Origin of the sequence: Micromonospora sp. CCTCC AA 2012012 (assembly GCF_040499845.1) — a bacterium.
GTDB classification, from domain to species: Bacteria; Actinomycetota; Actinomycetes; order Mycobacteriales; family Micromonosporaceae; genus Micromonospora; species Micromonospora mangrovi.
The window spans coordinates 5,976,509-5,998,967 of the sequence record NZ_CP159342.1 but is presented as its reverse complement, the minus strand read 5'-3'; the positions used below and the strand labels follow the sequence as shown (position 1 = coordinate 5,998,967).

Here is a 22,459-nt window from a genome sequence, read left to right as displayed (position 1 = left end):
GTTGCCGTGGGCGCCGATCTGATCGAGACCGATCCGACCGACCGCCGACCCACGGAGCGCGTGCGGCCCGGTCCGGCTCGGCTCTCGCCCCCGACCGTGTGGCCCGCGCCATACCGTTCGCGCCCTGAGGACATGACGGGGCGCACCACGAGAGGGCACCCCCAAATCCATATGAGCGAGCAGATTCAGGACAGCACGGGCCAGGAACTGGCCCCTACCGCCCCGGTCCGCCCGGAGGCCCCGACCTTCGCCGAGCTGGGCGCGCGCGCCGAGACCGTCGAGGCGCTGGCCGCCGCCGGCATCACCCGCGCCTTCGCCATCCAGGAGTACGCGCTGCCGATCGGGCTGCGCGGCGTCGACCTGATCGGCCAGGCGCCGACCGGCACCGGCAAGACCCTCGGCTTCGGCATCCCGCTGCTGGAGCGGGTCTTCGCCCCTGGCGAGGGCGGCGACGGCGTGCCGCAGGCACTGGTCGTCGTCCCCACCCGTGAGCTGGGCATCCAGGTCGCCAAGGACCTCGCCGCCGCGGGCCGCACCCGGGGCGTCCGGGTGCTGCCGATCTACGGCGGCGTCGCGTACGAGCCGCAGATCGACGCGCTGCGTAAGGGCGTGGAGATCCTGGTCGGCACCCCGGGCCGACTGATGGACCTGCAGAAGCAGAAGCACCTCCGGCTCGACCGGGTGCGCGCGCTGGTCCTCGACGAGGCCGACCGGATGCTGGACCTGGGCTTCCTCGACGACGTCGAGAAGATCCTGGCGATGCTGCCGGAGGACCGGCAGACCATGCTCTTCTCGGCCACCATGCCGGACCCGATCGTCACCCTGTCCCGGCGCTTCCTGCGTCGGCCGGTGACCATCCACGCCGGGCACACCGCCGAGACCGGTCCGTCGCCGCAGACCCAGCAGCTGGTCTACCGCACCCACTCGATGAACAAGGTCGAGATCGTGGCGCGCATCCTCCAGGCGGAGGGGCGCGGCCTGACCATGATCTTCACCCGGACCAAGCGGGCCGCCGACCGGGTCGCCGAGGACCTCGACTTCCGCGGGTTCGCGGTTGCCGCCGTCCACGGTGACCTGGGTCAGGGCGCGCGGGAGCGGGCGCTGCGCGCGTTCCGGGCCGGCAAGATCGACATTCTGGTCGCCACCGACGTCGCGGCCCGCGGGCTCGACGTCACCGGGGTCACCCACGTGATCAACTACGACTGCCCCGAGGACCAGGACACCTACACCCACCGGATCGGTCGTACCGGCCGGGCCGGGGCGACCGGCGTCGCGGTGACCTTCGTCGACTGGGACGACATGCCCCGCTGGCGGATCATCGACAAGACGCTCGGCCTGGAGATGCCCGAGCCGCCGGAGACGTACCACACCTCCGCGCACCTCTACACCGACCTGGACATCTCGCGCGACGTCACCGGCACCCTGCCGACCGCCGAGCGGACCCGGGCCGGGCTGTCGGCCGAGGTCGAGGAGGACCTGGGCGGCACGAGCCGGGCACGGCGCGGCGAGCGCGGCCCCCGGCGCGGTGACGGTGCGGGACGCGGCGACGGCCGGGGCGAGCGCGGTCGGGGTCGGGGCCGCAGCGGCGCCGCACCCACCGGCGGCACGACGCCGACCGAGGACGCGACGCCCGCCGAGGCCGCCGGCGAGGAGGGCACCCGTACCCCGCGCCGTCGGCGTCGCCGCCGGGCCGGTGAGGCGGTCTCCGGCGAGCCGACCGCGGTGATCTCCGCCGAGGGCACCACCGAGTCGGCCGCGCCGGCCGCTGCCGCCGAGGGCGAGGCGTCGACCAAGCCGCGCCGCCGCCGGCGCCGCCGTGGTGGCGCTTCGGGCTCCGGTACGCCGGCCGAGGCGACCGCCGACTGACGCTGCATCACCCGACATCCCCCGCGCCGCCCGCCGGCCCGGGGGATGTCCGCTGTCCCGCCCCTCCCCGCTCCCCCGCTTCTCCCTGCCGCGACCGGGTCCCGCGCGCTTCCTTTGCTCTGCAGCCACGGACGCAACACCCGGCAGGGACCGCTGTGCTGCGTCGGTGGCTGCAGAGCAAAGGGAGTCGCACGAGACCTGCCCGCCGCGCCGGTTCCGCCGACGCGGCAGTGGCAGCCCCGCCCGACCGTTGGTCCCGCCGGCACCGTCGACGAGGCCGGAAGGATGATGGAACGATGCCGGAACCGCTGGACGCCGCCCTGACCGAGGTGCGGGCGCTGCTGCTCGACCCCGCCCTGACCCGGGCGGTCGCCGCCGGACGGCGCAAGGGACAGCGCCCCTCGGTGGTCCGCGCGGAGCTGCGCCCGGTCACCCTCAAGGCGGGACCCCGCCTCCAGATCTCCACCTCCGACGGCGCCCGGCCGTACACCCGGAACGTGGCGCCCGGCGCGGAGGCCGACACGGCGGTCGACGCGCTGCTCGCCGAGCCGTTCGGCAACTGGCACGTGGAGACCGCCGACGCCACCCTGCAACTGCGGGTGACGAAGTCCGGCGAGGCACAGGTGCACCGGGCGGCGGCGAGCCGCCCGGCCCCCGAGCCGGAGGGGCACGACCGGTCCAAGGACTACCTGCTCGACCCCGGCGACCCGATCTTCGCCGAGATCGGCGGCTCGGCCGCCAAGCGCCGCCAGGTGGACGCCTTCCTGCGGGCGTTGGCCGCCACCCTCCCCGACGATCTGACCGGGCCGCTCCGGGTGGTCGACCTGGGCTGCGGGAACGCCTACCTGACCTTCGCGGCCTACCGCTATCTCGGGCAGCGCGGGCTCGACGTGGAGCTGGTCGGCGTGGACGTCCGGGAGGACCAGCGTCGACGCAACACCGAGCTGGCGGAGCGACTGGGCTGGGCCGACCGGGTCAGCTTCGTGGCCGGCACCATCGCCGACGCGGTCGTCGAGCCGGCGCCGGACCTGGTGCTGGCCCTGCACGCCTGCGACACCGCCACCGACGAGGCGCTGGCCCGGGCGGTCCGCTGGGGTGCCCGCTGGGTGCTCGCCGCGCCCTGCTGCCACCACGACGTCGCGGCGCAGCTGCGGGCCCGACCGGCGCCCGCGCCGTACGAGCTGCTCACCCGGCAGGGCATCCTGCGCGAGCGGTTCGCGGACGTGCTGACCGACGCGCTGCGGGCCGGGCTGCTCCGGTCGCACGGCTACCGGGCCGAGGTGGTCGAGTTCGTCGACTCCCGGCACACGCCGCGCAACCTGCTGATCCGGGCCCGACGCACCGGCACGCCACCGACTGACGCGCAGCGCGCCGAATACCGGGAACTCGTCGACCGGTGGCGGATCACGCCCCGCCTGGAGACTCTGCTCGCCGACTAGCGGCGACGCTCGGAGCTGCCGCCCCGACCTCGCTCACCCCGGTCGAGGAGGGTCAGCCGTTCGCTCTCCGGGGGCAGCGTCGGAAAGGGCACCACCTTGGCCGGGTGCTCGGCGTTCCCGGCGGCGGTGAAGGCGTTCCAGGAGATGTCCACCAGCAGCCGCTTGAGTTCGGCGTGCCGGAGGGCGGCGTTGCGCTGCACCGCCAGCCGCGCGCCGAGGAGCACGCCGACGAGCGTGGTGGTGGTCGCGCCGGTCGCGGCGAGGACGTGCGCGCCGCTGGCCGGGTCGTCACCGAGCACCAGTACCAGCAGCCAGATCCAGAAACCCAGGGCGAAGACGCCGGCCTTGACCACGAAGAAGAGGCTGATCGCCCCGGGACTGTGCGGCGCCGGACGGGTGGGCTCGGCCATGGTGCTCCTCGTGCGCGGTTCCAGAGGGTGACGCCGCAGGCACGCGGCGAACGTCGATATTAATTGACCGCAGGCAACCAACGCCGGGTGGCGTCCCGTCCACGGGACGTTCGGACCGATCGGTCAGTTGATTCGGGGGCGCGGCGTACTAGGCTCGGGAACGCACCGTCCGGTGCCCCGGCCGGAAAGGGAATTCCGCAGGGATGGGCTCCGCAGAGGTCTCTCCGCAGATGGCGTTCGCGCGCTTCGTCCGCCGCGCCATCGACGACGCCCGTGAGGAACGCGGCTGGACCGTGACGGACCTCGCCTCGCACACCGGCGTCGGTCGGTCCACCGTCTTCCGCTGGCTCGCCGGGGACTGGCAGGACTATCCCGAGTTGGCCAAGGTGCGCGGCTTCTGCGCCGCCCTCGACCTGCCGGTCGCCGCGGCGTTCCGCGCCCTCGGCCTGCCGGACGCCGGCCCCGCCCCGCGCCGCCGCGCCGAGGACGGCCCGGTCGAGGCGGACGTGCGGGTGATCCTGGAGCGGCTCGCCGACCCCACGGTCCCCGCCGAGGAGAAGCACCACATCCGCGACCTGCTGCGCTATCTGGCCCGCCGTCCGGTCCGCCGGGCCGGCTGAGCACGCCGATCGTCCGGCCGCCCGGTCAGGACACCGTCACGGTGAACGCGGCGGTCCGCACCACCCCGGCGACCTGGAAGTCCAGGAACATCCGGTAGCGCCCCGGCCCGGGCGCGGTCAGCGCGAACGTGACCAGGTCGCCGTCCCGCCGGGTCTCCGGGTGTACGTGCAGGTAGCCCAGATCGCCCTCGCGGAGCGCGACCAGGTGGCCGTACGCGCCCAGGTAGGGCTCCAGCGGGGCGGCCGCGCCGGCGGTGGTGACCCGGAAGCGCAACGGCACCGACTCGCCGACCTTCGGGGTGCCCTGGTAGTCGACGGTGAACCCGTCGACCGTGGTCGAGGTGGCCGGGGCGGGCAGCGGGCGGGGCGCGTACCCGCCGGACGCGGTCAGGTCGACGCCGAGCGTCACCGCCGTCTGCCGGCCGTCGTCGGCGACCGCCGTGAAGTCCGCGTACGCCCGCCAGACACCCGCCTCGGGCAGGGTCAGCGGCACCGTCCAGGTGCCGTCCGCCGCCATCGTCGGGTGCAGGTGCCGGTAGCCGGTGAGGTCGCGGCGCACCACGATCAGGTGCATCGGCTTGTCGTGGACCACCGCGAACCGGGTCGCCGGCCGGCGACGCTCGTCGGTGATCCGGAAGCGGAACTCGCCGGCCCGGCCGACGGCGAACGCCACGGTCGACGGGGCCAGGGTGTAGCCGCCGGAGCTGACCGAGAGCCCGGCGGCGTCCGGGCCGGCCTGCTCGACGGCGGCACCGCCGTGCGCGTGCGGGGCCGTGCCGGGCGGATGGGTGTGGCCGCCGGTGGCCGCCGCCGGGACGGCGCCCGTGGTGGGCGGGGGCGGGTTCAGCCGGCCCAGGCCGAAGCCGAGCAGCACGGCGAGCACGAGTCCGCCGACGACGAGCGCCAGCCGCAGCGTGCTCCGGTCCGGCGGGGCGGCCGGCTCCCCCGTCACCGGGTCGGCCGGCTCGGGCCCGGGGGCGGGCTGCTCGGTCATGGGCCCCACCGTACCGGCGGGCGTGACGCCGACCGGCCCACGACGGGTGACCGTGGCAGTCGTCGCAATCCCGGCCGCCCGGGAACTTTCCCGTCGCACCGGACGACCCCCGACGACCCGCCCGATCACCGCCGCAGGGGCGACGGGCGTGGTCAGCCGGCGACGGCGAGGGCGAGGGGCAGCACGTCGGGGGCGCCCGCCCGGCGCAGCAGCCGGGCCGCCATGGTCATCGTCCAGCCCGAGTCGACCAGGTCGTCGACGAGCAGCACCGGACCGTCCAGCCCGGCCAGCGCGTCGGCCAGGTCGGCGGGGACGGTGAAGGCGTCGTGCAGGGCGCGTACCCGTTGGGCGCTGTTGCCGCGCGGCCCGCCGGCACCGGCCGGACCGGTCGGGACCACCTGGCCGAGCAGCGGCAGCCGCCCGACCGTGGCGATCCGCTCGGCGAGCGAGCCCACCAGCGTCGGTCGGGTCCGGGAGCCGACGGCGACCACGCCGGCCGGGCGGCGCGGCCACGGGTCGTCGCCGTGCGCCCAGGCCTTCAGCACCTCCACCACGGCCGCCGTCACGTCGTCGGGGACCGGCCCGTCGGCGGCCTCCGGCCCGACCAGGCCGCGCAGCCGCCCACCCCAGCCCAGGTCCGACAGCCGGCCCACGGCCCGCCCCGGCAGCGCCTGCTCGTCGGGGGGAATCCGCCCCTTCAGGGGTACGCCCACCGCCTCCAACCCGGTCGGCCAGAGCTTCTTCGGCGGCACCGCCACCCCGGGGCGGCCCAGGAAGGTCTGCGCGGCGCTCAGGGCCGCGTCGGAGACCTCGGCGGTGAAGAGCGGGCCGGCACAGGTGTCGCACCGGCCGCAGTCGACCGCCCCGGCGTCGTCCAGGCATTCCCGCAGGTAGCGCATCCGGCAGCGGGACGTGGTGGCGTACTCCCGCATGGCCTGCTGCTCGGCGGTGCGCGCCTCGGCGACGCGGCGCAACCGGGCCTCGTCATAGACCCAGGGCTCGCCGGTGGCGAGCCAGCCGCCGCGCACCCGGCGGACCGCGCCGTCCACGTCGAGCACCTTGAGCATCAGCTCCAGCCGGGTCCGGCGCAGGTCCACGATCGGTTCCAGCGCCTGCGTGGACATCGGCCGGTCGGTGGGCAGCGCGGCCAGCACCGCCCGGACCTGCTCCTCGGGCGGGAAGGCGAGCGAGGCGAAGTAGCGCCAGATGGCGGCGTCCTCGACGCCGGGCAGGAGGAGCACCTCGGCGTGCTCGACGGCGCGGCCGGCGCGGCCGACCTGCTGGTAGTAGGCGATCGGCGAGGGCGGCGCACCGAGGTGCACCACGAAGCCGAGGTCCGGCTTGTCGAAGCCCATGCCCAGCGCGCTGGTGGCCACCAAAGCCTTGATCTTGTTGTCGAGCAGGTCCTGCTCGGCGGCCCGCCGGTCGGCGTCCTCGGCCTGCCCGGTGTACGACGCGACCGACCAGCCGCGGGCCCGCAGGAACTCGGCGGTCTCGCCGGCCGCCGCGACGGTCAACGTGTAGATGATGCCCGAGCCGGGGAGCCCGTCCAGGTGGTCGGCGAGCCAGGCCAGCCGGTGCGCCGGGCTGGGCAGGTCGACCACGCCCAGCCGCAGCGACTCCCGGTCCAGGGTGCCGCGCAGCACGAGGGCATCCCCCAGTTGCTCGGCGACGTCGGCGGTGACCCGCTCGTTGGCGGTGGCGGTGGTGGCGAGCACCGGGGTGCGCTCGGGCAGGTTGCCGAGGAAGGTGCGCAGCCGGCGGTAGTCCGGCCGGAAGTCGTGCCCCCAGTCGGAGACGCAGTGCGCCTCGTCCACCACCAGCAGGCCGGTGGTGGCGGCCAGCTTCGGCAGCACGGTGTCCCGGAAGTCCGGATTGTTGAGGCGCTCCGGGCTGATCAGCAGCACGTCCACCGCTCCGGCGTGGATCTCCGCGGTGATCTCGTCCCACTCGTCGAGGTTCGCCGAGTTGATCGTCCGGGCGCGGATGCCGGCCCGCGCGGCCGACTCCACCTGGTTGCGCATCAGCGCCAGCAGCGGCGACACGATCACCGTCGGCCCGGCGGCGTCGGGGCGCTCCCGCAGCAGCGCGGTCGCCACGAAGTAGACCGCCGACTTGCCCCACCCGGTGCGCTGGACGCAGAGCACCCGACGCCGGTCCACCACCAGGGCCTCGATCGCCCGCCACTGGTCCTCGCGGAGCCGCGCGTGCTCGCCGGCCAACCGCCGCAGCACCCCCTCGGCCCGCTCCCGCACGGCCGCCCGATCCTCACCCATCCGGCATTCCTACCACCCCCACCCCCTCCCACCCCGCCCTCCCGCACGCCCCCGCCCCGGTGATCAAGAGGTTTGCGTCACGATCCGGGGGCGCCGGGGACCGGAACCTCTTGATCAACGACGCCCGAGGGAGGACCCGGCGGAGGGAGGAAGAGCAGGAGGTCGCGGAGGGAGTCGGTGAGGGCCGCCGGGAGCAGGCAGCGCCCCGCCAGGTCCTCCATCGAGGCGTACGGGCCGCGCAGCCAGCGGTCGGCGACGACCCGCTGGTACTGGTCGGGGGTGAGCCCGGGCAGGGTCGCGAGCACTTGGTCGGGCACGCCGTTGACGTCGACCAGCCCACCGTCGTCGAAGACGCCGGGCAGGTCGGGGCGGCCGATGCCCAGGTCGTACCGGGCGGCCGGATAGTGGTGCAGCAGATAGCGGGCCTGTTCCCGGCGTACCCGCCGCTCGTCGGTGACCCGCCGCTCGTCGGCCCCGAAGAGCCGGCGTACCGCCGCCCACACCGCCGGGCTGATCAGCACCACCTGAACGGTGCCCACCAGCCAGCAGAACCCGAGCGTGCCCACCACGTAGAACGCCTCGGCGTCCGTGCCCTCGTCGTTCCCGGTCGACCGCATCGCGAGGAAGAGCACGCTGGCGACCAGGGCGAGGTAGCCGAGGCCGGCCACCGCGAGCCGCCAGCTGCGCCGCCACAGCGCGTACGCGAGGACCACCGCCCAGGTGAGCGAGCCGAACGACAGCAGGGTGATGGCGGCACCGGTGACGGTCGCGCCGGCGCTCACCCACCAGGGCAACGGCCGTGGCTGGTACCTGCCGGCGACGTGGGGCGGCGGGACCGCTGCCGGCGGCAGCCCGGGGTGGGCGACGTAGGGCGGCGGCAGGCCGGGCGCGAACCCGCCCGCGACGGCGGGCGGCGGCGGGTACGGCACGGGAACGGCACCGACCGACCCGGACGGCACGGGGCCGACGGGTGCAGCTCCGGGCCGTACCGGGTCGGCGGCGACCGGTCCGGGCCGCCCGGGGTCGACGGCGACCGGTCCGGGCCGCCCGGGGTCAACGGCGACCGGGGTACGTGGCGCCGGTGGTGACGGCTCCGGCGGGTCCTCCGGTGCCGGGCCGGCGGCCGGCGGGGCGGGTGGCGCGGCCGGCCGGGACGGCGGGGCGGGTGGCTCGGCCGGCCGGGACGGCGGGGTCAGCGCCGGGTCGGAGCGGAGGATCCGCCGGTGCAGCTCCCGGAGCGCCTCGCCCGGCTCGATGCCGTACTCCTCGCGGAGCAGCTCGCCGAACTCCCGGTACGCGGCCAGCGCCTCCGCCTGCCGGCCGCTGCGGTGCAGCGCGAGCATGAGCTGCTGGCGCAGCCGCTCCCGGACCGGGAACTCGGCGACCAGCTCCACCAGTTCGCCGACCAGTTCCCGGTGCCGTCCCAGCTCCAGCAGCAGGTCGGCCCGGGTCTCCAACGCCCCGGCCCGCAGCTCGACCAGCCGATGCCGGGCGGCCTCGAAGAACGGCCCGGCGAAGCCGGTGAACGGCTCCCCCTGCCACAGTCGGAGCGCGGCGCTCACCTCGCCCAGCGCCGCATCGGTACGCCCCTCGGCGTGCCGCTGCCGCGCCCGGTGCACGCCCCGCTCGAAGCGGACCGCGTCCACCGCCTCCGGCCCGGCCCGGAGCAGATAGCCGGCGTCGGTCAGGGTCAGCACCTGACCGGGGCTGCGCGGGGAGCGGTCCGGTTCGAAGACCCGGCGCAGCCCGGCGACGTACTTCTGCACCACGTTGGTGCCGTTGGCGGGCGGTTCCTCGGGCCAGACCGCCTCGACGATCTGCCCGGTGGGCACCGGCCGGCCGGCGCTGAGCAGCAGCACCGCCAGCACGGCCCGCTGCTTGCCGGGGCCGAGATCGAGTTCCCGGTCGGCGTACCAGGCCCGCTGCGGCCCGAGGAGGTCGAAACGCAGCGGCGCCGGCAGTGGTCCGGCACCGGCCGGTCCCTCCGGCGGCTTCGTTCCTGACATGCGAGTTTCCGCTCCTGACACCTCCGGTGTCGCCGGACGGCAGTGCCCGGCAGCCGGACGGCAGCATATCGGCAGCGGATCGGCCGTGCCGGGCTGCAGCATCGTCATCGGCAGGAGCCAGGCAACGAAGAAAGAGAACTGCGATGACACAGGCAATGGGCGGCACCGGCACGATCCGACGGATGGTCGGGGCGGTCACCGTCGCGGTGGCCGCGACTGCCCTGCTCGGCGGCTGCGGGCCGGCCGACGGGGCCGACGGGACGGCCAACGCGCCGGCCACGCCGGCCACCTCGCCGAAGGACGCGCTGCTGGCGACCGTCCCGCAGGGGACGGAGGGGGCGTTCCGGTTCACCGGCCGGGACGCGTCCAGCACGCTCAGCGGTCGGGTCGACCCGGCGGCCAAGGCGTTCGAGATGGTGACGCTGATGCCGGCGGACTCCGACGGCGTCACCACGAAGCTCTCCTTCCTGGTGATCGACGACGAGCTGTGGCTGAAGGCGAAGTTCACCGGTCGGCCGGGCCTGCCGAAGTTCCCGGACAAGTGGATGAAGCTGGACCGGTCCAGGCTGAAGGACGCCGCCAGCGCGCCCAGCTACGACGGCGCGGACCTGGGCAACGCCGGTCCGCTGATCCAGGCGGCCACCTCCGTCCAGGAGCAGGCCCCGGGGCGGTACGCCGGGGTCATCGACGTGACCGAGGGCGAGGCGGCGAAGGCGTTGGAGGACGGCGAGGCTGCGGCCCTCGGGGAGGCCGGCAGGCAGGTGCCGTTCACCGCGGTGGTCGGCCCGGACCGGCACCTCACGTCGTTGACGCTGAAGATGCCGGCGGCCGGGAAGCGCAAGGCGTACGACTACGTGGTCAGCTACGTCGACTACGGCACCGCCCCGAAGATCACCAGGCCGGGCGGCAGCACCGCGACGAAGGCGCCGGCGGCGGCGTACGACCTGCTGAACGGCTGATCCACGACTCGGCGCACCAGGGGCGGCGGCCACACGGGGGGTCGCCGCTCCTGCGTGCGTCGACGGGTCCGGCGCTCAGCGTGCGTCGACGGGTCCGGCGCTCAGCGGCCGAGGACGGAGCCGCCGTTGACGCCGAGCACCTGCCCGGTGACGTAGCCGGCGGAGGGGCCGACCAGATAGCGGACGGCCGCCGCGATGTCGTCCGGCTCGCCGGCCCGGCCGACGAGGGTGGCCGCCACCCGGGCGGCGTGCCCCTCCGGCGTCATCCGGTCGCCGAAGAACTCGGTGTCGGCGACATAGCCGGGGCTGACCACGTTGACGGTGATCTGCTCGTTGCCGAGCCGGGCGGCCAGGTCGTACGCCCAGCCGTGCAGCGCCGCCTTCGCCGCCGAGTACGGCCCGGCCCCGCCGCGCTGGGCGGCGATGGAGCCGACCAGGACGACCCGCCCACCGGGCCGCCGCAGCGCCGGCAGCAGCGCCTCGGTCAGCAGGACGGCGGTCAGCACGTTGGCGTCGAGGTTGGCCCGCCACCACGCGGCCACGTCGACCAGGGTGTCGGTGTCCCCGCCCAGGTAGCCACCGGCGTTGTTCACCACCGCGTCCACGGTCCGCTCGCCGACCGCCGCCACCACCCCGGCCACCTGCGCGGGATCGGTGAGGTCGGCGACCACCGCCTGAACCGCCGACGACCGGCCGCTCTCCCACGAGATCCGCTCCGCGGTCTCCCGCAGCACCTCCCCCCGCCGCCCCACGATGATCACGTCGTACCCGTCGATCACGAGCCCCCGCACGACGGCCGCCCCGATCCCGGTCCCACCCCCACTGACAACCGCCAACCGCTCCCCCACGCCCTGCCCCCTCCACTCAGCTCCGTCGATCATGAGGTTAGCGGCGTCGACACCGGCGTGTCGCGCCGCAAACTCCATGATCAACGAGGCGGGGTGGGGGTCAGGGGCGGCGGTGGAGGGAGGTGAGGAGGGGGGTGAGGCGGGATTTGAGGCTGGCCAGGCCGCCGGGGAAGAAGTAGACGGCGAGGATGAAGACGGTGCCGAGGACGAAGAGGGGCTGGCTGAGGGGGTGGCTGAGGATCGCCGGGAGGCTGTTCACCGTGTCGCTGGTGCCGAAGGCGGTGAGGCGGTGGTCGAGGTACATGTAGAGGATGCCGCCGAGCACCGGGCCCCAGCGGGTGCCGGGGCCGCCGAGGACCACCATGACCAGCAGGGACAGGGTCAGCTCGGACGACGTGACGTGCGGGCTCGCGCCGCCCACGATCAGGCAGTAGACCACCCCGCCGGCCGTGGCCAACCCGCCGGAGAGGGTGAACGCGACCAGCTTGAACCGGTACGGGTCGAGCCCCAGCACCCCGATCCGCCGCTCGTCGTCGCGCAGCCCCGCCAGCACCCGCCCGGTGGGTGAGCCGCTGACCCGGTGCACCACGAAGACCACCAGCGTCAGGTACGCCAGCGCCAGCCAGTAGAGGTTCACCGTGTTGGTCACCCCGACCAGGGCGGCCGGCAGCCCGGAGACGTCCAGCGGCAGCCCCTCCTCGCCCCCGGTGAGCCCGCCGAAGTCCCGGGCCACCAGGATCGCCCCGACCTGCGCGAAGGCCAACGTCACCATGGCGAAGGCGATCCCGACCGTACGCAGCGCCACCGCGCCGAGCAGCGCGGCGAGGATCGTCCCGCCGGCGACGGTGAGCAGCGCCGCCTGCCACAGCGGCAACCCGGCCCGGGTGACCAGCACGTCGGTGCCGTAGACACCGGCGGCGAAATAGAGGGCGTGCCCGAAGGAGAGCATCCCGGTCCGGCCGAAGAGCAGGTCGTAGCCGGCGGCGAGCCCGCCGAAGACCAGGCAGATGGCGAGCAGTTGCAGGGTGCCCGGTGAGTTGAGCGGCCCGTCGAAGACGCCCGGCAGGTTCACCGTCGAGTACGGCACGATCGCCGCCACCACCAGCGCGACCAGCGGCAGGAACGGCCGCAGCCCGTGCCAGCGGGCCCGTCCCGGGGTCAGCTCGTCGGGCACCCGCGCCGGGGGCGCCTCCACCACGGAGTCGGTCATGCCGTTGCCACCTTTCCGGCGAAGCCCTGCGGACGCAGCAGCAGCACCACGGCGAGCAACCCGACCACGCAGATGTCACCCAGGCCGGACGTGCCGTAGTAGTTGACGAACTGTTGCAGCAGCCCCACCGCGACCGCCGCGTACGCGGACCCGACGACCGAGCCCATCCCGCCGATCACCACCACGATGAAGGCGAAGATCAGCAGTGAGCCGCCCTGCCCTGGCGAGACGGTGCCGAAATAGACGCCGCCGAGCGCCCCGGCCAGCGCGGCGGCCGCCCCGCCGATGGCGAAGACCAGGGTGAACGCCTTCCGCACGTCGATGCCGAGCGCGGTGACCATCTCCCGGTTCTCCACCCCGGCCCGGATCACCAGGCCGTAGCGGGTCCAGCGGAGGAAGGCGAGCAGCGCGCCGAGCACCAGCACCGCGGCGACGATCAGCAGCAGGCCGGCGTTCGGCACGTTCGCGCCGAGGACGGCGGTCACGTCCCGGGTCCAGGCGGGGCGCGGGAAGGTCCGCGCGTCGGCACCCCAGGTGGCCTGGAGCAGCGCCACCCCGGCCAGCGACAGCCCGACGGTGACCAGCACCTGCTCGATGGTGCGGGAATAGAGCGGGCGGATCAGCACCAGCTCGACCAGCACCGCCACCAGCGCACCGGCGAGCACACCGAAGACGACGGCCAGCACGAAGCCGAAGCCGTCCGGGCCGGCACCGGGCAGGTTGCCCGCCGCCCACCAGGTCGCGTACGCGCCAACGCCGAGGAAGAGGCCGTGCGCGAAGTTGAGCACGTCGGCGAGACCGAAGACCAGGGAGAGCCCGGAGGCGACCAGGAAGTAGAGCGCCGCCAGACCCAGCCCGGTCAGCGTCAACAGGATGACCGTGCTCATGAGTGCACCTCCGAGGCGCCGACACCGAGCAGGGACTTCGTCAGCGCCGTCTCCAGCAGCAACTCCCGGGCGTTCCCCGCCCAGGCCACCCGGCCGGCGGAGAGCACCACGGCGTCCCGGGCGAGCCGGCGGACCACCGCCAGGTTCTGCTCGACCAGCAGCACCGGCACCGACTCGGCCACCCGTTCCAGCACCTCCGCCACCTCGGTCACCACCTTCGGCGCCAACCCCTTGGTCGGCTCGTCGACCAGCAGCAGCCGGTTGTCGTTGAGCAGCACCCGGCCGATGGCGAGCATCTGCTGCTGCCCGCCGGAGAGCGAACCGGCCCGTTGCCGTCCGCGCCGGTCCAGCTCCGGGAAGAGCGCGAAGACCTTGTCGTACGCCGGGGTGGTGCCCCGCCGTTCGGCGAGCCGCAGGTTCTCCGCGACGGTGAGTCCGGCGAAGACGCAGCGGTCCTCCGGCACGTAGCCGAGCCCACCGCGGACCAGCCGGTGGGTGGGGCGGGCCAGCAGGCTCTGCGCGCCCATCCGCACGGTGCCGCGCACCTCGCCGTTGCGGGGGGTGAGCCCGACGATCGCGCGCAGCGTGGTGGTCTTGCCGACGCCGTTGCGGCCGAGCAGCACGGTCACCCCGGTCGGCGCGACGTCGAACGACACCCCCTGGAGGATGTGCAGCCCGGCGATCCGCACCGACAGGCCCTCGACGCTGAGAATCGACTCACTCACAAGGCTTCCCCCAGGTACGCCTCCTGGACGGTGGCGTTGGCCATCACCGTGTCCGGCGTGTCGCAGGCCAGCAGCGCGCCGTGGTGCATGACGGCGATCCGGTCGGCCAGCTCCAGGATCACGTCCATGTGGTGCTCGACCATCAGCACCGACCGGCCGCTGTCACCGGTCAGCGACTTGATCACGCTGACCAGCTCGGGCACGTCCTCGGTGCTGACGCCGGCCATCGGCTCGTCGAGCAGCATCACCCGGGGCTCCCCGGCGAGCAGCAGGGCGATCTCCAGCTTGCGCTTCTCGCCGTGCGCCAGGGTGCCGGCCAGCGCCGTACCCCGGTGGTGCAGGCCGACCCGGTCGAGCGCCGCGTCGGCGGCGGCGGCCACCTCCCGGTCGGCCGCCGCCCGCCGCCACAGCTTCATCGAGCCACCCCGGTGCGCCTGTACGGCCAGCCGGACGTTCTCCCGCACGGTGAGCGACCCGAAGACCGAGGACGACTGGAAGGTACGTCCCAGCCCGAGCCGGGCCCGCCGGTGCGGCGGCAGCTCGGTGACGTCCCTGCCGTCCAGCAGGAGCCGCCCCTCGGTGGGCCTGCGCAGGCCGGTGATCAGGTTGAACAGGGAGGTCTTGCCGGCGCCGTTCGGCCCGATGACGCCGAGGAACTCCCCCGGCGCGAGGTCGAGATAGACGGAGTCGACGATGGCGACCTCACCGATCCGCCAGGTCAGACCGCGGGTGGCGAGCACTTCTCAGCCCTTCATCTGGGTGACCGGCGGGGCGGTCTCGTCAGCGGTCAGGCTCTTCTGCGCGGTGGCGGTGAAGGCGGTGCCGCTGCCGGTGAGCTTGGCCTGGTACATCGGCTGGAGCAGCGCGTGGTCCTCGGCGCGGATCGTCATCGGGCCCTTGATCCCGTCGAACTTCCACCCTTCGAGGGCCTTGACCATCTTGTCGACGTCGTCGCCCCCCTCCTGCACGGCGCGGACGACCATCTGGGCGGCGGCGAAGCCGTCCGGGTGGAACAGGTCGAGCGTCCCGCCGGGGATCTTCGCCTTGGCGGCCTTGGCGGCCTCGGTGTCGCTGGCCCCGTCGAAGTAGTGCGAGAGGAAGGAGATCTTGGCCCCGGCCGCGCCGAAGGTGGGCCAGGAGGCGCGGATGTCCAGGCCGGTGACGACCGTGGTGGAGGCGAGGACGCCCTGCTGGTCCAGGGTCTGCCACATGGCCGGGGCGGTGGTGCCGGCCCAGGCGACGAAGAGCAGGTCGGGCTTCGCGGCCTTGATCTGGCTGGCGAACGGGGTGAACTCGGTGGCGCTGGCGGGGGCCCGGACGCTGCTGACGGTGGCGCCGGCGCCGCCGATGACCTTCTTGACCGCGGCCTCGTTGGCGTCGCCGAACGCGCCGTCCTGGGCGAAGACGACGACCTTCTTGCCGGCCGCGTCGCCGATGAAGGACTTGGCGGTCACCACGTCCTGGTACGACTGCCGCCCCGAGCGGAACGTGTACCTGTTCGCCCCGGTCACCGCGTCGGTGGCGGCCGGGCCGGAGATGAAGAGGACCTTGTTCTGCGCGGCGATCGGGGCGACCTGGAGGGCCACGCCGGACGAGGTGGACCCGGCGATGATCTTCGTACCCTTGCCGATCAGGTCCTTGGCGGCGGAGACCGCCTTGGCCGGGTCGCCCGCGTCGTCGACCTCGGTGACCTCGACCTTCCGGTCACCGACCTTGCCGGTGCCCTTGGTGGCGTAGTCGAGGCCGGCCTTGAACCCCTCGATGTACTGCTTGCCGTAGCTGGCCAGCGGGCCGGACTGGGAGTAGACCAGACCGACCTTGACCGGGGCGGTGTCACCACCGCCGGAGGCGGTGTCCTGCGGGCTGCCGCAGGCCGTGGTGGCGAGCGCCGCCGCCATCATCGTGGCGGCGGAGAGGAACACCCGCCGCGTGTGCCGGACCGTCATCGCGACTCCAGGTGAGGACAGGAAGCTGACTCAGTTGTCGGCTCACGCTAGAAGTGACGTCACCCACGGGCTATGTGGGCGTAACACACAAGTCGTCGGGAACGGGTGGCCGCCCGTTACAAGTGCCGTCGTCGCCGCGTGACCCCACCGACCCCGGATGGCCCCGGCCGCCACCGGCGACCCGGGCGAGGTGTCGCGCCCCGCCATCGTCGCGGTGCGGCCGACGGCTCCGGGCGCGTCCGTCGACGCCGGAGCGACCACGGCCGCACCCACACGACGGCGGCCCGGCGGGGCGGGTCGACGCGGCGTGGTGCGCCGCGCCGACCCGGGTCCCACCGGGCCGTCCGTCGACCGGTCAGACGGTCAGCGCCCTCCTCCGACGCCAGGTGACCAGCAGCAGCGCCACACCCCCGGCCACGGCCAGCAGACCGCCGCCGATGAGCCCGGTCAGCTTGAGACCGGTGACCGGCAGGTGGCCCCCGCCGTGGTACCACGGCGGGGCGGGCTTCTTCACCGCCCGGTTGGTGAAGGTGCAGGTGATGTCCTGGCCCCGCTCCGGCGTGACCACCCCGTTCACCACCGGCACCGACTCCTCGCTACCGGTCAGCACGCACTCGGGCGGGCCGACCTGCTGGTAGCCCTGCGGGCCGCCGGACTCGGCGAGTCGGTAACCCACGCCGACCTCGACCCGGACGTCGGTGACCGCCGGGCTGCCGGTCCGGCCGCTGATCGGGGTCGCGCCGTTCAGCGGAGTCGCGCTGAGCAGCCAGTCGGTGGGCTGGGCCTTGCCGCCACCGTCACCGCCCCAGCTCCCGCCGCCGCTCGGGCCACCCTGCCAGCCCTGGCCGCCACCCGGGCCACCACTGCCACCCGGGCCGCCGGTCGGGCCGCCGCTGCCGCCCCAGCCGTCCTTGCCGTCGACCAGCTTCTTGACCAGGGTCAGGTACGCCCCACCCGGGTCGAGCTGGCCGTTGCGCCAGGTGCAGGTGTAGCTCCGGTCGGCCACCGGGGTGAGCACGTTGTCCGGGGTCGGTACGACCTCACCCGTGTCGTTGTAGACGCAGCGCACGTCCCCGAGCTGCTCGTATCCGGCCGGTCCACCGCTCTCCGCGAGGGTGTAACCCACTCCCGCGACCGCCACCGCGTTGGTCACCGCGGCCTCGCCGCTACGACCGCTGATCGCGGTCGCGCTGGAGCCCGGCGGCGGGGTGGCGCTCAGCAGCCAGTCCGTGGGCTTCGCCGTGCCGCCGAACTTGTTCTCCACCTGCTTGACCAGGGTGAGCTTGGCCTGGCCCGGCGGCGGCTGGAGCTGCCGGTTGGTGAAGGTGCAGGTGACGTCCTGTGCGAACGTGGCGGTCAGCACGTTGTCCGGGGTCGGCACCACGGTGTCCGTGCCGGTCAGCACGCACCGGACGCTGCCCACCTGCTCGTACCCGGCCGGGCCGCCGCTCTCCGCCAGGTCGTACGGCGTGTTCGGGTAGAGCTGGGCGTCGGTGACGGCGGGTTCCCCGCTGCGCCCGGTGATGGTCGGGATCACCACCCGCGACCGGGGTGTCGCCGACAGCACCCAGTCCTGCGGGGTGGCGGTGCCGCCGTACGGGTTCTCCACCCGCTTGACCAGGGTCAGCTTCGCCGCCTGCGCGACGTTGGTGGCGGTGCAGACGGCGGTCTGCCCGATCTGGACGGCCACCGTGCCGTCGGCGCCGGTCGGGCCGGGGCCCCTGGGCGGCCCGCCGGGCTGGGCCAGCAGACAGTTCCAGCTCCCGGTGGCCGGGGGCACGATCACCGCGCCCTGCTCGACGGTCTGCGTGAAGCCGGGGACGTTGCTCTCGCCCAGCGAGTAGACGAGGTCCGGCGTCACGTTGTCGACCACCCCGGTGGTTCCGCTGATCACCGGCGTCGGCGACCCCGGCGGGTACGCGTTGAGCGTCCACGCGGTGGGCGGCGGCGTGGTGCCGCCGTACGGGTTGTCGACCGCCTTGACCAGCTGCAACCGGGTGACGCAGGTGACCGTGTTGGTGATCTGGAAGGTGTTCAGCCCGGCATCGAGGGTCTGCTCGCCCAGGTCACCGCTGGCCGTGTTGGTGCAGCCCGGCGGCAGCAGCTGGGTGTTGATGGTCTCGTCCACCACGATCGCCTGACCGGCGGTGAAGTCGTGGTATTCGACCCCCCAGGCCGGCTCGACGATGCCCGGCAGGCTCAGGGCCGCCTGGAACTCGGGCGCCTGGGTCGGGTCCGGGAAGGTCTGCCCGTTGATCACCCAGGTCTTGTTGACCACGACGCTCGCCACCGGGTCGGCGGCCTGGTTGAGGATCACGCAGCTGACGATCCCGTTGGCCAGGGCGTCCACGGTGAAGGCCGTACCGGTGCCGTTGGTGACCGTGGCCGGGCTTCCGTTCGCCGTGCAGGACGCGTTGAAGTCGCCCTGCGGCACCGGCGTGAACCCGGCCTGGACGGTCTCGTCCAGGGTGACCGGACGGCTCGTCTGGCCACCCAGGTCGACCGCGAAGTTCACCGCGCCGGTCGAGGTGTCGGTCACCCCGCTGGCGGGGGTGACGCCGCTGGTGGAGGTCGAGATGGTCCAGCCGCCGGCGGGCAGCGCGTCGGCCGGGGTGCCGCCGGGTGGGATGACCTTCTTGACCACGCTGATGGTGCCGGCGCAGTTCTCCAGCGCGAGCTGCCGGAAGAGCGCGGCGAGCTGCTCGTACCCGGTCTGGTAGTAGTCGTCGTTGGCGACCGGACCGGAGATGGCGATCAGGTTGTCCGGCGCACCGCTGACCCCCGCGCCGACGCCGACCGCGATGATCTTCGTGCCGCGGGCCTTGAGGGCGTTGGCCGAGAAGACGCCGTTCTCCACCTCCAGGAACCGGGTGAAGTTGCCGGGGCCCTGGGCGGGCGGCGGGCCGTACACCGTGGGGTTGCCGTCGGTGAGCACGATCGCCGCGTCGTAGTCGAAGGGCGAGGCGGCGACCTGCCAGATGCCCTGGTCCCAGTTGGTGGTGCCACCGGCGGTGAGGCCGTTGATCGCCGCCTTCACGGTGTCCGCACCGGCCTGGTCGGAGACCGGGGTCGGGTTGAGCACCGCGTTGGCGTTGGTCGAGAAGGTGTAGAGCGCGATCTCCGACGGCGTGCCGGTGAGCGCGTCGACGAAGCCGTTCGCGGCGGCCTTGACCGTCGGCAGGTCACCCGAGATCGAGCCGGAGACGTCGATGACCAGCGCGATGTGCAGGCCGCACGCGGCCGGTAGCGCCGGGTTGTTGCGCTCGTCGGCCCAGAGCGCGCCACGCGCCGTCCGGTTGCTGTTGCCGGTGGTCGGCACCGGGAAGGTGTACGTCTGGTCGTTGGCGACCGCACCGGTGAAGACCCGGTTGTACGGGGTGGACTGGAACGGCGCGCTGCCTCCGTTGCCGGTGACCAGGCTCGGGATGACCCGCCAGCCGGTCGGCGCGCTCTGCTCGATGATCCAGTAACCCTGGTTGGTGCCGGTCCGCCCGGGGACGTCCACGCTGCACGAGCCGGTGGCGTCCGTGGTGCAGGTGGCGTCCGGTGCCGGCAGCGGGCTCGGCGGGGCACCGCTGGTGCCCGCGTAGAAGCCGAAGGTGGCCCCGGCGAGCGGGCCGACGGTCTGTTCGCCGGTGCGGTCACCGCCCTTGTTGACGACGAGCGTGGCAGTGGTCGGGCTGGCGGCCGACGCCGGCGTGGCGCTGTGCGGCCCCACCAGCGGCAGCAGGCCGGCGACGAGCGCCAGCGCCGCGAGCGCGCTCCAGCGGCGTCGCACCCGTGTCGTGCTGAGAATGGACATTCAAGAACCCCCGTACGCCGTGCGGGACGGCGCGACCCTGACCTGCCCTCTGCGCAGGTCACGCGCACACACTATGGGGGCATTTGTCCATTTATGATCTGTTTCACCGATACGGAGGATCTCTCGCTTACCGATGACCCGCCGGGCCGCAGGCGCCGTCGTGGTCGGCCGGATGCGGGCACCGCCGGCCACCGTCGAGCAGCAGGTCGCAGTAGACCCGATGGCGTACGCGCTGGGCATCCTCCTCGGACACCGTCGCCTCGGCCCGGGCACCGTCCAGATCCGTGGCGAGCACCGGCAGGTGTACGACGAACCGCGCCCGCTCCATCAGCGCACCCCCGGCGTGAAGCGCGACTGCCAGCTCCGCAACGCCCGCTTGATCCGGTCGTTCTCCTCCGCGGTACGGGCCAACTCGCGCCGGACGATCGCCAGGTCCCCGGCCACCCGGTAGAGGAAGGCGTGCACCTCGACCGGGTCGAGCCCGTGCCGGACGGTCCGGAAGTGCCGGTCACGGACCTGCCCCACGCTCAGCGGCCGACAGGCCTCCGATCGGTACCAGCCACCGTTCGGTGGTCGCCCCGACACCGTTTGTCGTGCCGGCCGGAACAGGTTGAGCAGGTTGCGCATGGCAATCCTCCTTCCTCAGTCGCCCTGGAAGGCGGTCCGGTCCGCGGAAAGGGGACGCGGACCGGACCGCCGGCCCCGCGACCGCAGCCCTCGTCGGCGGTACGACCCCGGAGCCCACCTGAGGTCCGGGCTCCGAAGGCTTGCCGAACCAACCGGAGTCCTCACCATGCCTACCGCCGAAGCCCCCTATCGCCAGATCGCCAACGAACTCACCGCCAAGATCAGAAGCGGCGAGCTCAAGCCCGGCGACAAGTTGCCCTCCACGAGGGAACTCGCCGAGGCATACGGCGTCCACATGAACACCGCCTCGCGGGCTCTCTCCCTGCTGCACGACCGCGAACTGATCACCGGCCAACCCGGCCGAGGCACGTATGTCGCCGAGCGCCCGCGCGGTGAGAAGCGGCTGGCCCGATTCGCCCTCGATGCTGACGACTGGCGGCTGGCGACTGCTACGAACTTGATGGCATAGATGAATCACTTGCCCGACGCGGCGGGTGATTCATCTATGCCATCAAGTCTGTAGCGTCCACGACACTCACCCCGCCCTGCCGGGCGCCCCCGCGCGACCGGCCGACGCCGGAAGGCCGAGGCGGGGGTGTCCGGCGACCCGGACACCCCCGCCTCGGCGAGCTGCTGTCAGGCGAGGCCGGCGCGGGCGGCGACGGCGGTGTCCGGCTGGTCGGCGAAGGCGCCGTCCAGGCCGAGGCCGAAGAAGAGCTCGTACTCGGCGGTGATGTCGCCGCGGGCGTTCGGGTCCGCGCCGATCCGGAAGTCGACCGGCAGGAACTGGTTCTCCGCGCGGAACGTCCAGGCGTGCACGACCAGCTTCTCCCGGTGCGCGTCCCGGACCAGGGTGGTCGGGGCGAGCAGCTTGCCGGCGGCGTCCCGCGGGACGATCAGGTTCTTGTTGACGCCCACACCGTCGGCGTAGTCGGCGACCCAGGCCAGCCCGGCGGGGGTGGCCAGATCGGCATAGGTGCGGCCGTCACCGGCCGCGGTGAAGTCGTACGGGCGGCCGGTTGCGTCCATCAGCTGGATCAGCCGGTTGTCGGTCAGGCCGCGCAGCTTGCGCAGGTTGGCGGTCTCGAAGGACTGGATGAAGACCGGGTCGTTGCGGTGGGTGAGCCTGTTGGCCGCCAGGACCGCGACCAGCGGCTCCTCCAGCGGCAGCCCGATCGAGGCGAAGTAGCTGGGGTGCTTGGTCTCCGGGTAGACGCCGATGGTCCGCCCCCGGGCCTTCGACTCGGCCCGGGCCAGGTCGATGACCTCCTGGAAGGTCGGCACCGGGAACTTCCCGTCGAACGCGGTGTTGGCCACCCGGACCTGGGGCAACCGCTCCTTGGCCCGCAGGGTCCTCAGCTCCGCGAGGGTGAAGTCCTCGGTGAACCAGCCGGTCACCGCGACCCCGTCGATGGTCTTCGTCGCCTTCCGGGCGGCGAACTCGGGGTGCGCGGCCACGTCGGTGGTCCCGGAGATCTCGTTCTCGTGCCGGGCGACCAGCACGCCGTCCTTCGTCGAGACCAGGTCCGGCTCGATGAAGTCCGCGCCCAGCCGGATCGCCAGCCGGTAGGACTCCAGGGTGTGCTCCGGGCGGTAGCCGCTGGCGCCCCGGTGGCCGATCACGATGGGCCGCTGGGTGGCCCGGTGCCGGTCGGCGCCGGGCTCCGGGTCGGCCTGGGCGGCCACGGTCGGCACCACCACGGCCGCCGCGAGCAGCGCGCCGGCCAGACCGAGGGCGGAAAGGGTACGTCGCAACGCCGTCTCCTGTCGTCGAGGGATGCGCCCAGCAGACCGGTCGCGGTTGGCCACCAGTTGGTCAGTTCCTGACCTGCCGGTGAATCTCC

At 73.7% G+C, this 22,459-nt stretch carries 19 protein-coding genes; 5 read left to right on the top strand and 14 right to left on the bottom strand.

Going from position 1 to position 22,459, the window contains the following annotated elements:
• Positions 1-171: 171 nt before the first annotated feature.
• The gene (locus tag ABUL08_RS27135; protein WP_350932873.1) at positions 172-1,866 is read left to right on the top strand and encodes a DEAD/DEAH box helicase; all 1,695 of its coding nucleotides are present in this window, start codon (positions 172-174) and stop codon (positions 1,864-1,866) included.
• Positions 1,867-2,162: 296 nt separating this feature from the next.
• Positions 2,163-3,305: a class I SAM-dependent methyltransferase gene (locus ABUL08_RS27130; RefSeq protein WP_350932872.1), complete on the top strand. Its 1,143-nt coding sequence runs from the start codon at positions 2,163-2,165 to the stop codon at positions 3,303-3,305.
• On the opposite strand, the gene ABUL08_RS27125 is transcribed toward ABUL08_RS27130, so the two are convergent.
• Positions 3,302-3,715, bottom strand: coding sequence for a hypothetical protein (locus ABUL08_RS27125; protein ID WP_350932871.1), 414 nt, complete (start codon positions 3,713-3,715; stop codon positions 3,302-3,304). The genes ABUL08_RS27130 and ABUL08_RS27125 overlap by 4 nt on opposite strands.
• A gap of 203 nt (positions 3,716-3,918) precedes the next feature.
• Between ABUL08_RS27125 and ABUL08_RS27120 the strand changes: the two genes are divergently transcribed.
• On the top strand, positions 3,919-4,335 hold the full coding sequence (locus tag ABUL08_RS27120) for a helix-turn-helix domain-containing protein (RefSeq protein WP_350932870.1): 417 nt from the start codon (positions 3,919-3,921) through the stop codon (positions 4,333-4,335).
• Between the two features lie 25 nt (positions 4,336-4,360).
• On the opposite strand, the gene ABUL08_RS27115 is transcribed toward ABUL08_RS27120, so the two are convergent.
• The 3 genes from ABUL08_RS27115 to ABUL08_RS27105 all read right to left on the bottom strand — a co-directional run bounded on the left by ABUL08_RS27115 (position 4,361) and on the right by ABUL08_RS27105 (position 9,611).
• Positions 4,361-5,329 carry a hypothetical protein gene (locus ABUL08_RS27115; protein WP_350932869.1) on the bottom strand — a complete coding sequence of 323 codons (969 nt, stop codon included), beginning with the start codon at positions 5,327-5,329 and terminating at the stop codon, positions 4,361-4,363.
• A 152-nt stretch (positions 5,330-5,481) separates the two neighbouring features.
• Entirely contained in the window at positions 5,482-7,605 is a 2,124-nt protein-coding gene (locus tag ABUL08_RS27110) for a RecQ family ATP-dependent DNA helicase (protein WP_350932867.1), read from the bottom strand.
• Between the two features lie 77 nt (positions 7,606-7,682).
• Entirely contained in the window at positions 7,683-9,611 is a 1,929-nt protein-coding gene (locus ABUL08_RS27105) for a BTAD domain-containing putative transcriptional regulator (protein WP_350932866.1), read from the bottom strand.
• Between the two features lie 143 nt (positions 9,612-9,754).
• On the opposite strand from ABUL08_RS27105, the gene ABUL08_RS27100 reads away from it, so the two are divergent.
• Entirely contained in the window at positions 9,755-10,570 is an 816-nt protein-coding gene (locus ABUL08_RS27100) for a hypothetical protein (protein ID WP_350932865.1), read from the top strand.
• A 101-nt stretch (positions 10,571-10,671) separates the two neighbouring features.
• Here ABUL08_RS27100 and ABUL08_RS27095 read toward each other — a convergent pair whose 3' ends face one another.
• The 9 genes from ABUL08_RS27095 to ABUL08_RS27055 all read right to left on the bottom strand — a co-directional run bounded on the left by ABUL08_RS27095 (position 10,672) and on the right by ABUL08_RS27055 (position 20,615).
• A complete protein-coding gene (locus ABUL08_RS27095; protein ID WP_350932864.1) occupies positions 10,672-11,418 on the bottom strand; it encodes an SDR family NAD(P)-dependent oxidoreductase in 747 nt (248 codons plus the stop codon).
• A gap of 100 nt (positions 11,419-11,518) precedes the next feature.
• Positions 11,519-12,628, bottom strand: coding sequence for a branched-chain amino acid ABC transporter permease (locus ABUL08_RS27090; RefSeq protein ID WP_350932862.1), 1,110 nt, complete (start codon positions 12,626-12,628; stop codon positions 11,519-11,521).
• The gene (locus ABUL08_RS27085; protein WP_350932861.1) at positions 12,625-13,515 is read right to left on the bottom strand and encodes a branched-chain amino acid ABC transporter permease; all 891 of its coding nucleotides are present in this window, start codon (positions 13,513-13,515) and stop codon (positions 12,625-12,627) included. Before ABUL08_RS27085 ends, ABUL08_RS27090 begins: the two co-directional genes overlap by 4 nt.
• Positions 13,512-14,240, bottom strand: a complete 729-nt coding sequence (locus ABUL08_RS27080) for an ABC transporter ATP-binding protein (protein ID WP_350932860.1) — start codon at positions 14,238-14,240, stop codon at positions 13,512-13,514. Before ABUL08_RS27080 ends, ABUL08_RS27085 begins: the two co-directional genes overlap by 4 nt.
• A complete protein-coding gene (locus ABUL08_RS27075; protein ID WP_350932858.1) occupies positions 14,237-14,980 on the bottom strand; it encodes an ABC transporter ATP-binding protein in 744 nt (247 codons plus the stop codon). Before ABUL08_RS27075 ends, ABUL08_RS27080 begins: the two co-directional genes overlap by 4 nt.
• A gap of 3 nt (positions 14,981-14,983) precedes the next feature.
• Positions 14,984-16,186, bottom strand: coding sequence for a substrate-binding domain-containing protein (locus ABUL08_RS27070; protein ID WP_350932857.1), 1,203 nt, complete (start codon positions 16,184-16,186; stop codon positions 14,984-14,986).
• A 355-nt stretch (positions 16,187-16,541) separates the two neighbouring features.
• A complete protein-coding gene (locus tag ABUL08_RS27065) occupies positions 16,542-19,988 on the bottom strand; it encodes a VWA domain-containing protein (RefSeq protein WP_350932856.1) in 3,447 nt (1,148 codons plus the stop codon).
• 127 nt (positions 19,989-20,115) lie between these two features.
• Positions 20,116-20,316: a hypothetical protein gene (locus tag ABUL08_RS27060; RefSeq protein WP_350932855.1), complete on the bottom strand. Its 201-nt coding sequence runs from the start codon at positions 20,314-20,316 to the stop codon at positions 20,116-20,118.
• The gene (locus ABUL08_RS27055) at positions 20,316-20,615 is read right to left on the bottom strand and encodes a DivIVA domain-containing protein (RefSeq protein ID WP_350932854.1); all 300 of its coding nucleotides are present in this window, start codon (positions 20,613-20,615) and stop codon (positions 20,316-20,318) included. The genes ABUL08_RS27060 and ABUL08_RS27055 overlap by 1 nt, the downstream gene beginning before the upstream one ends.
• A 166-nt stretch (positions 20,616-20,781) precedes the next feature.
• On the opposite strand from ABUL08_RS27055, the gene ABUL08_RS27050 reads away from it, so the two are divergent.
• Positions 20,782-21,084, top strand: a complete 303-nt coding sequence (locus ABUL08_RS27050) for a GntR family transcriptional regulator (RefSeq protein WP_350932853.1) — start codon at positions 20,782-20,784, stop codon at positions 21,082-21,084.
• Between the two features lie 167 nt (positions 21,085-21,251).
• Here ABUL08_RS27050 and ABUL08_RS27045 read toward each other — a convergent pair whose 3' ends face one another.
• Positions 21,252-22,370, bottom strand: a complete 1,119-nt coding sequence (locus ABUL08_RS27045; protein ID WP_350932851.1) for a glycerophosphodiester phosphodiesterase — start codon at positions 22,368-22,370, stop codon at positions 21,252-21,254.
• Positions 22,371-22,459: the final 89 nt, after the last annotated feature.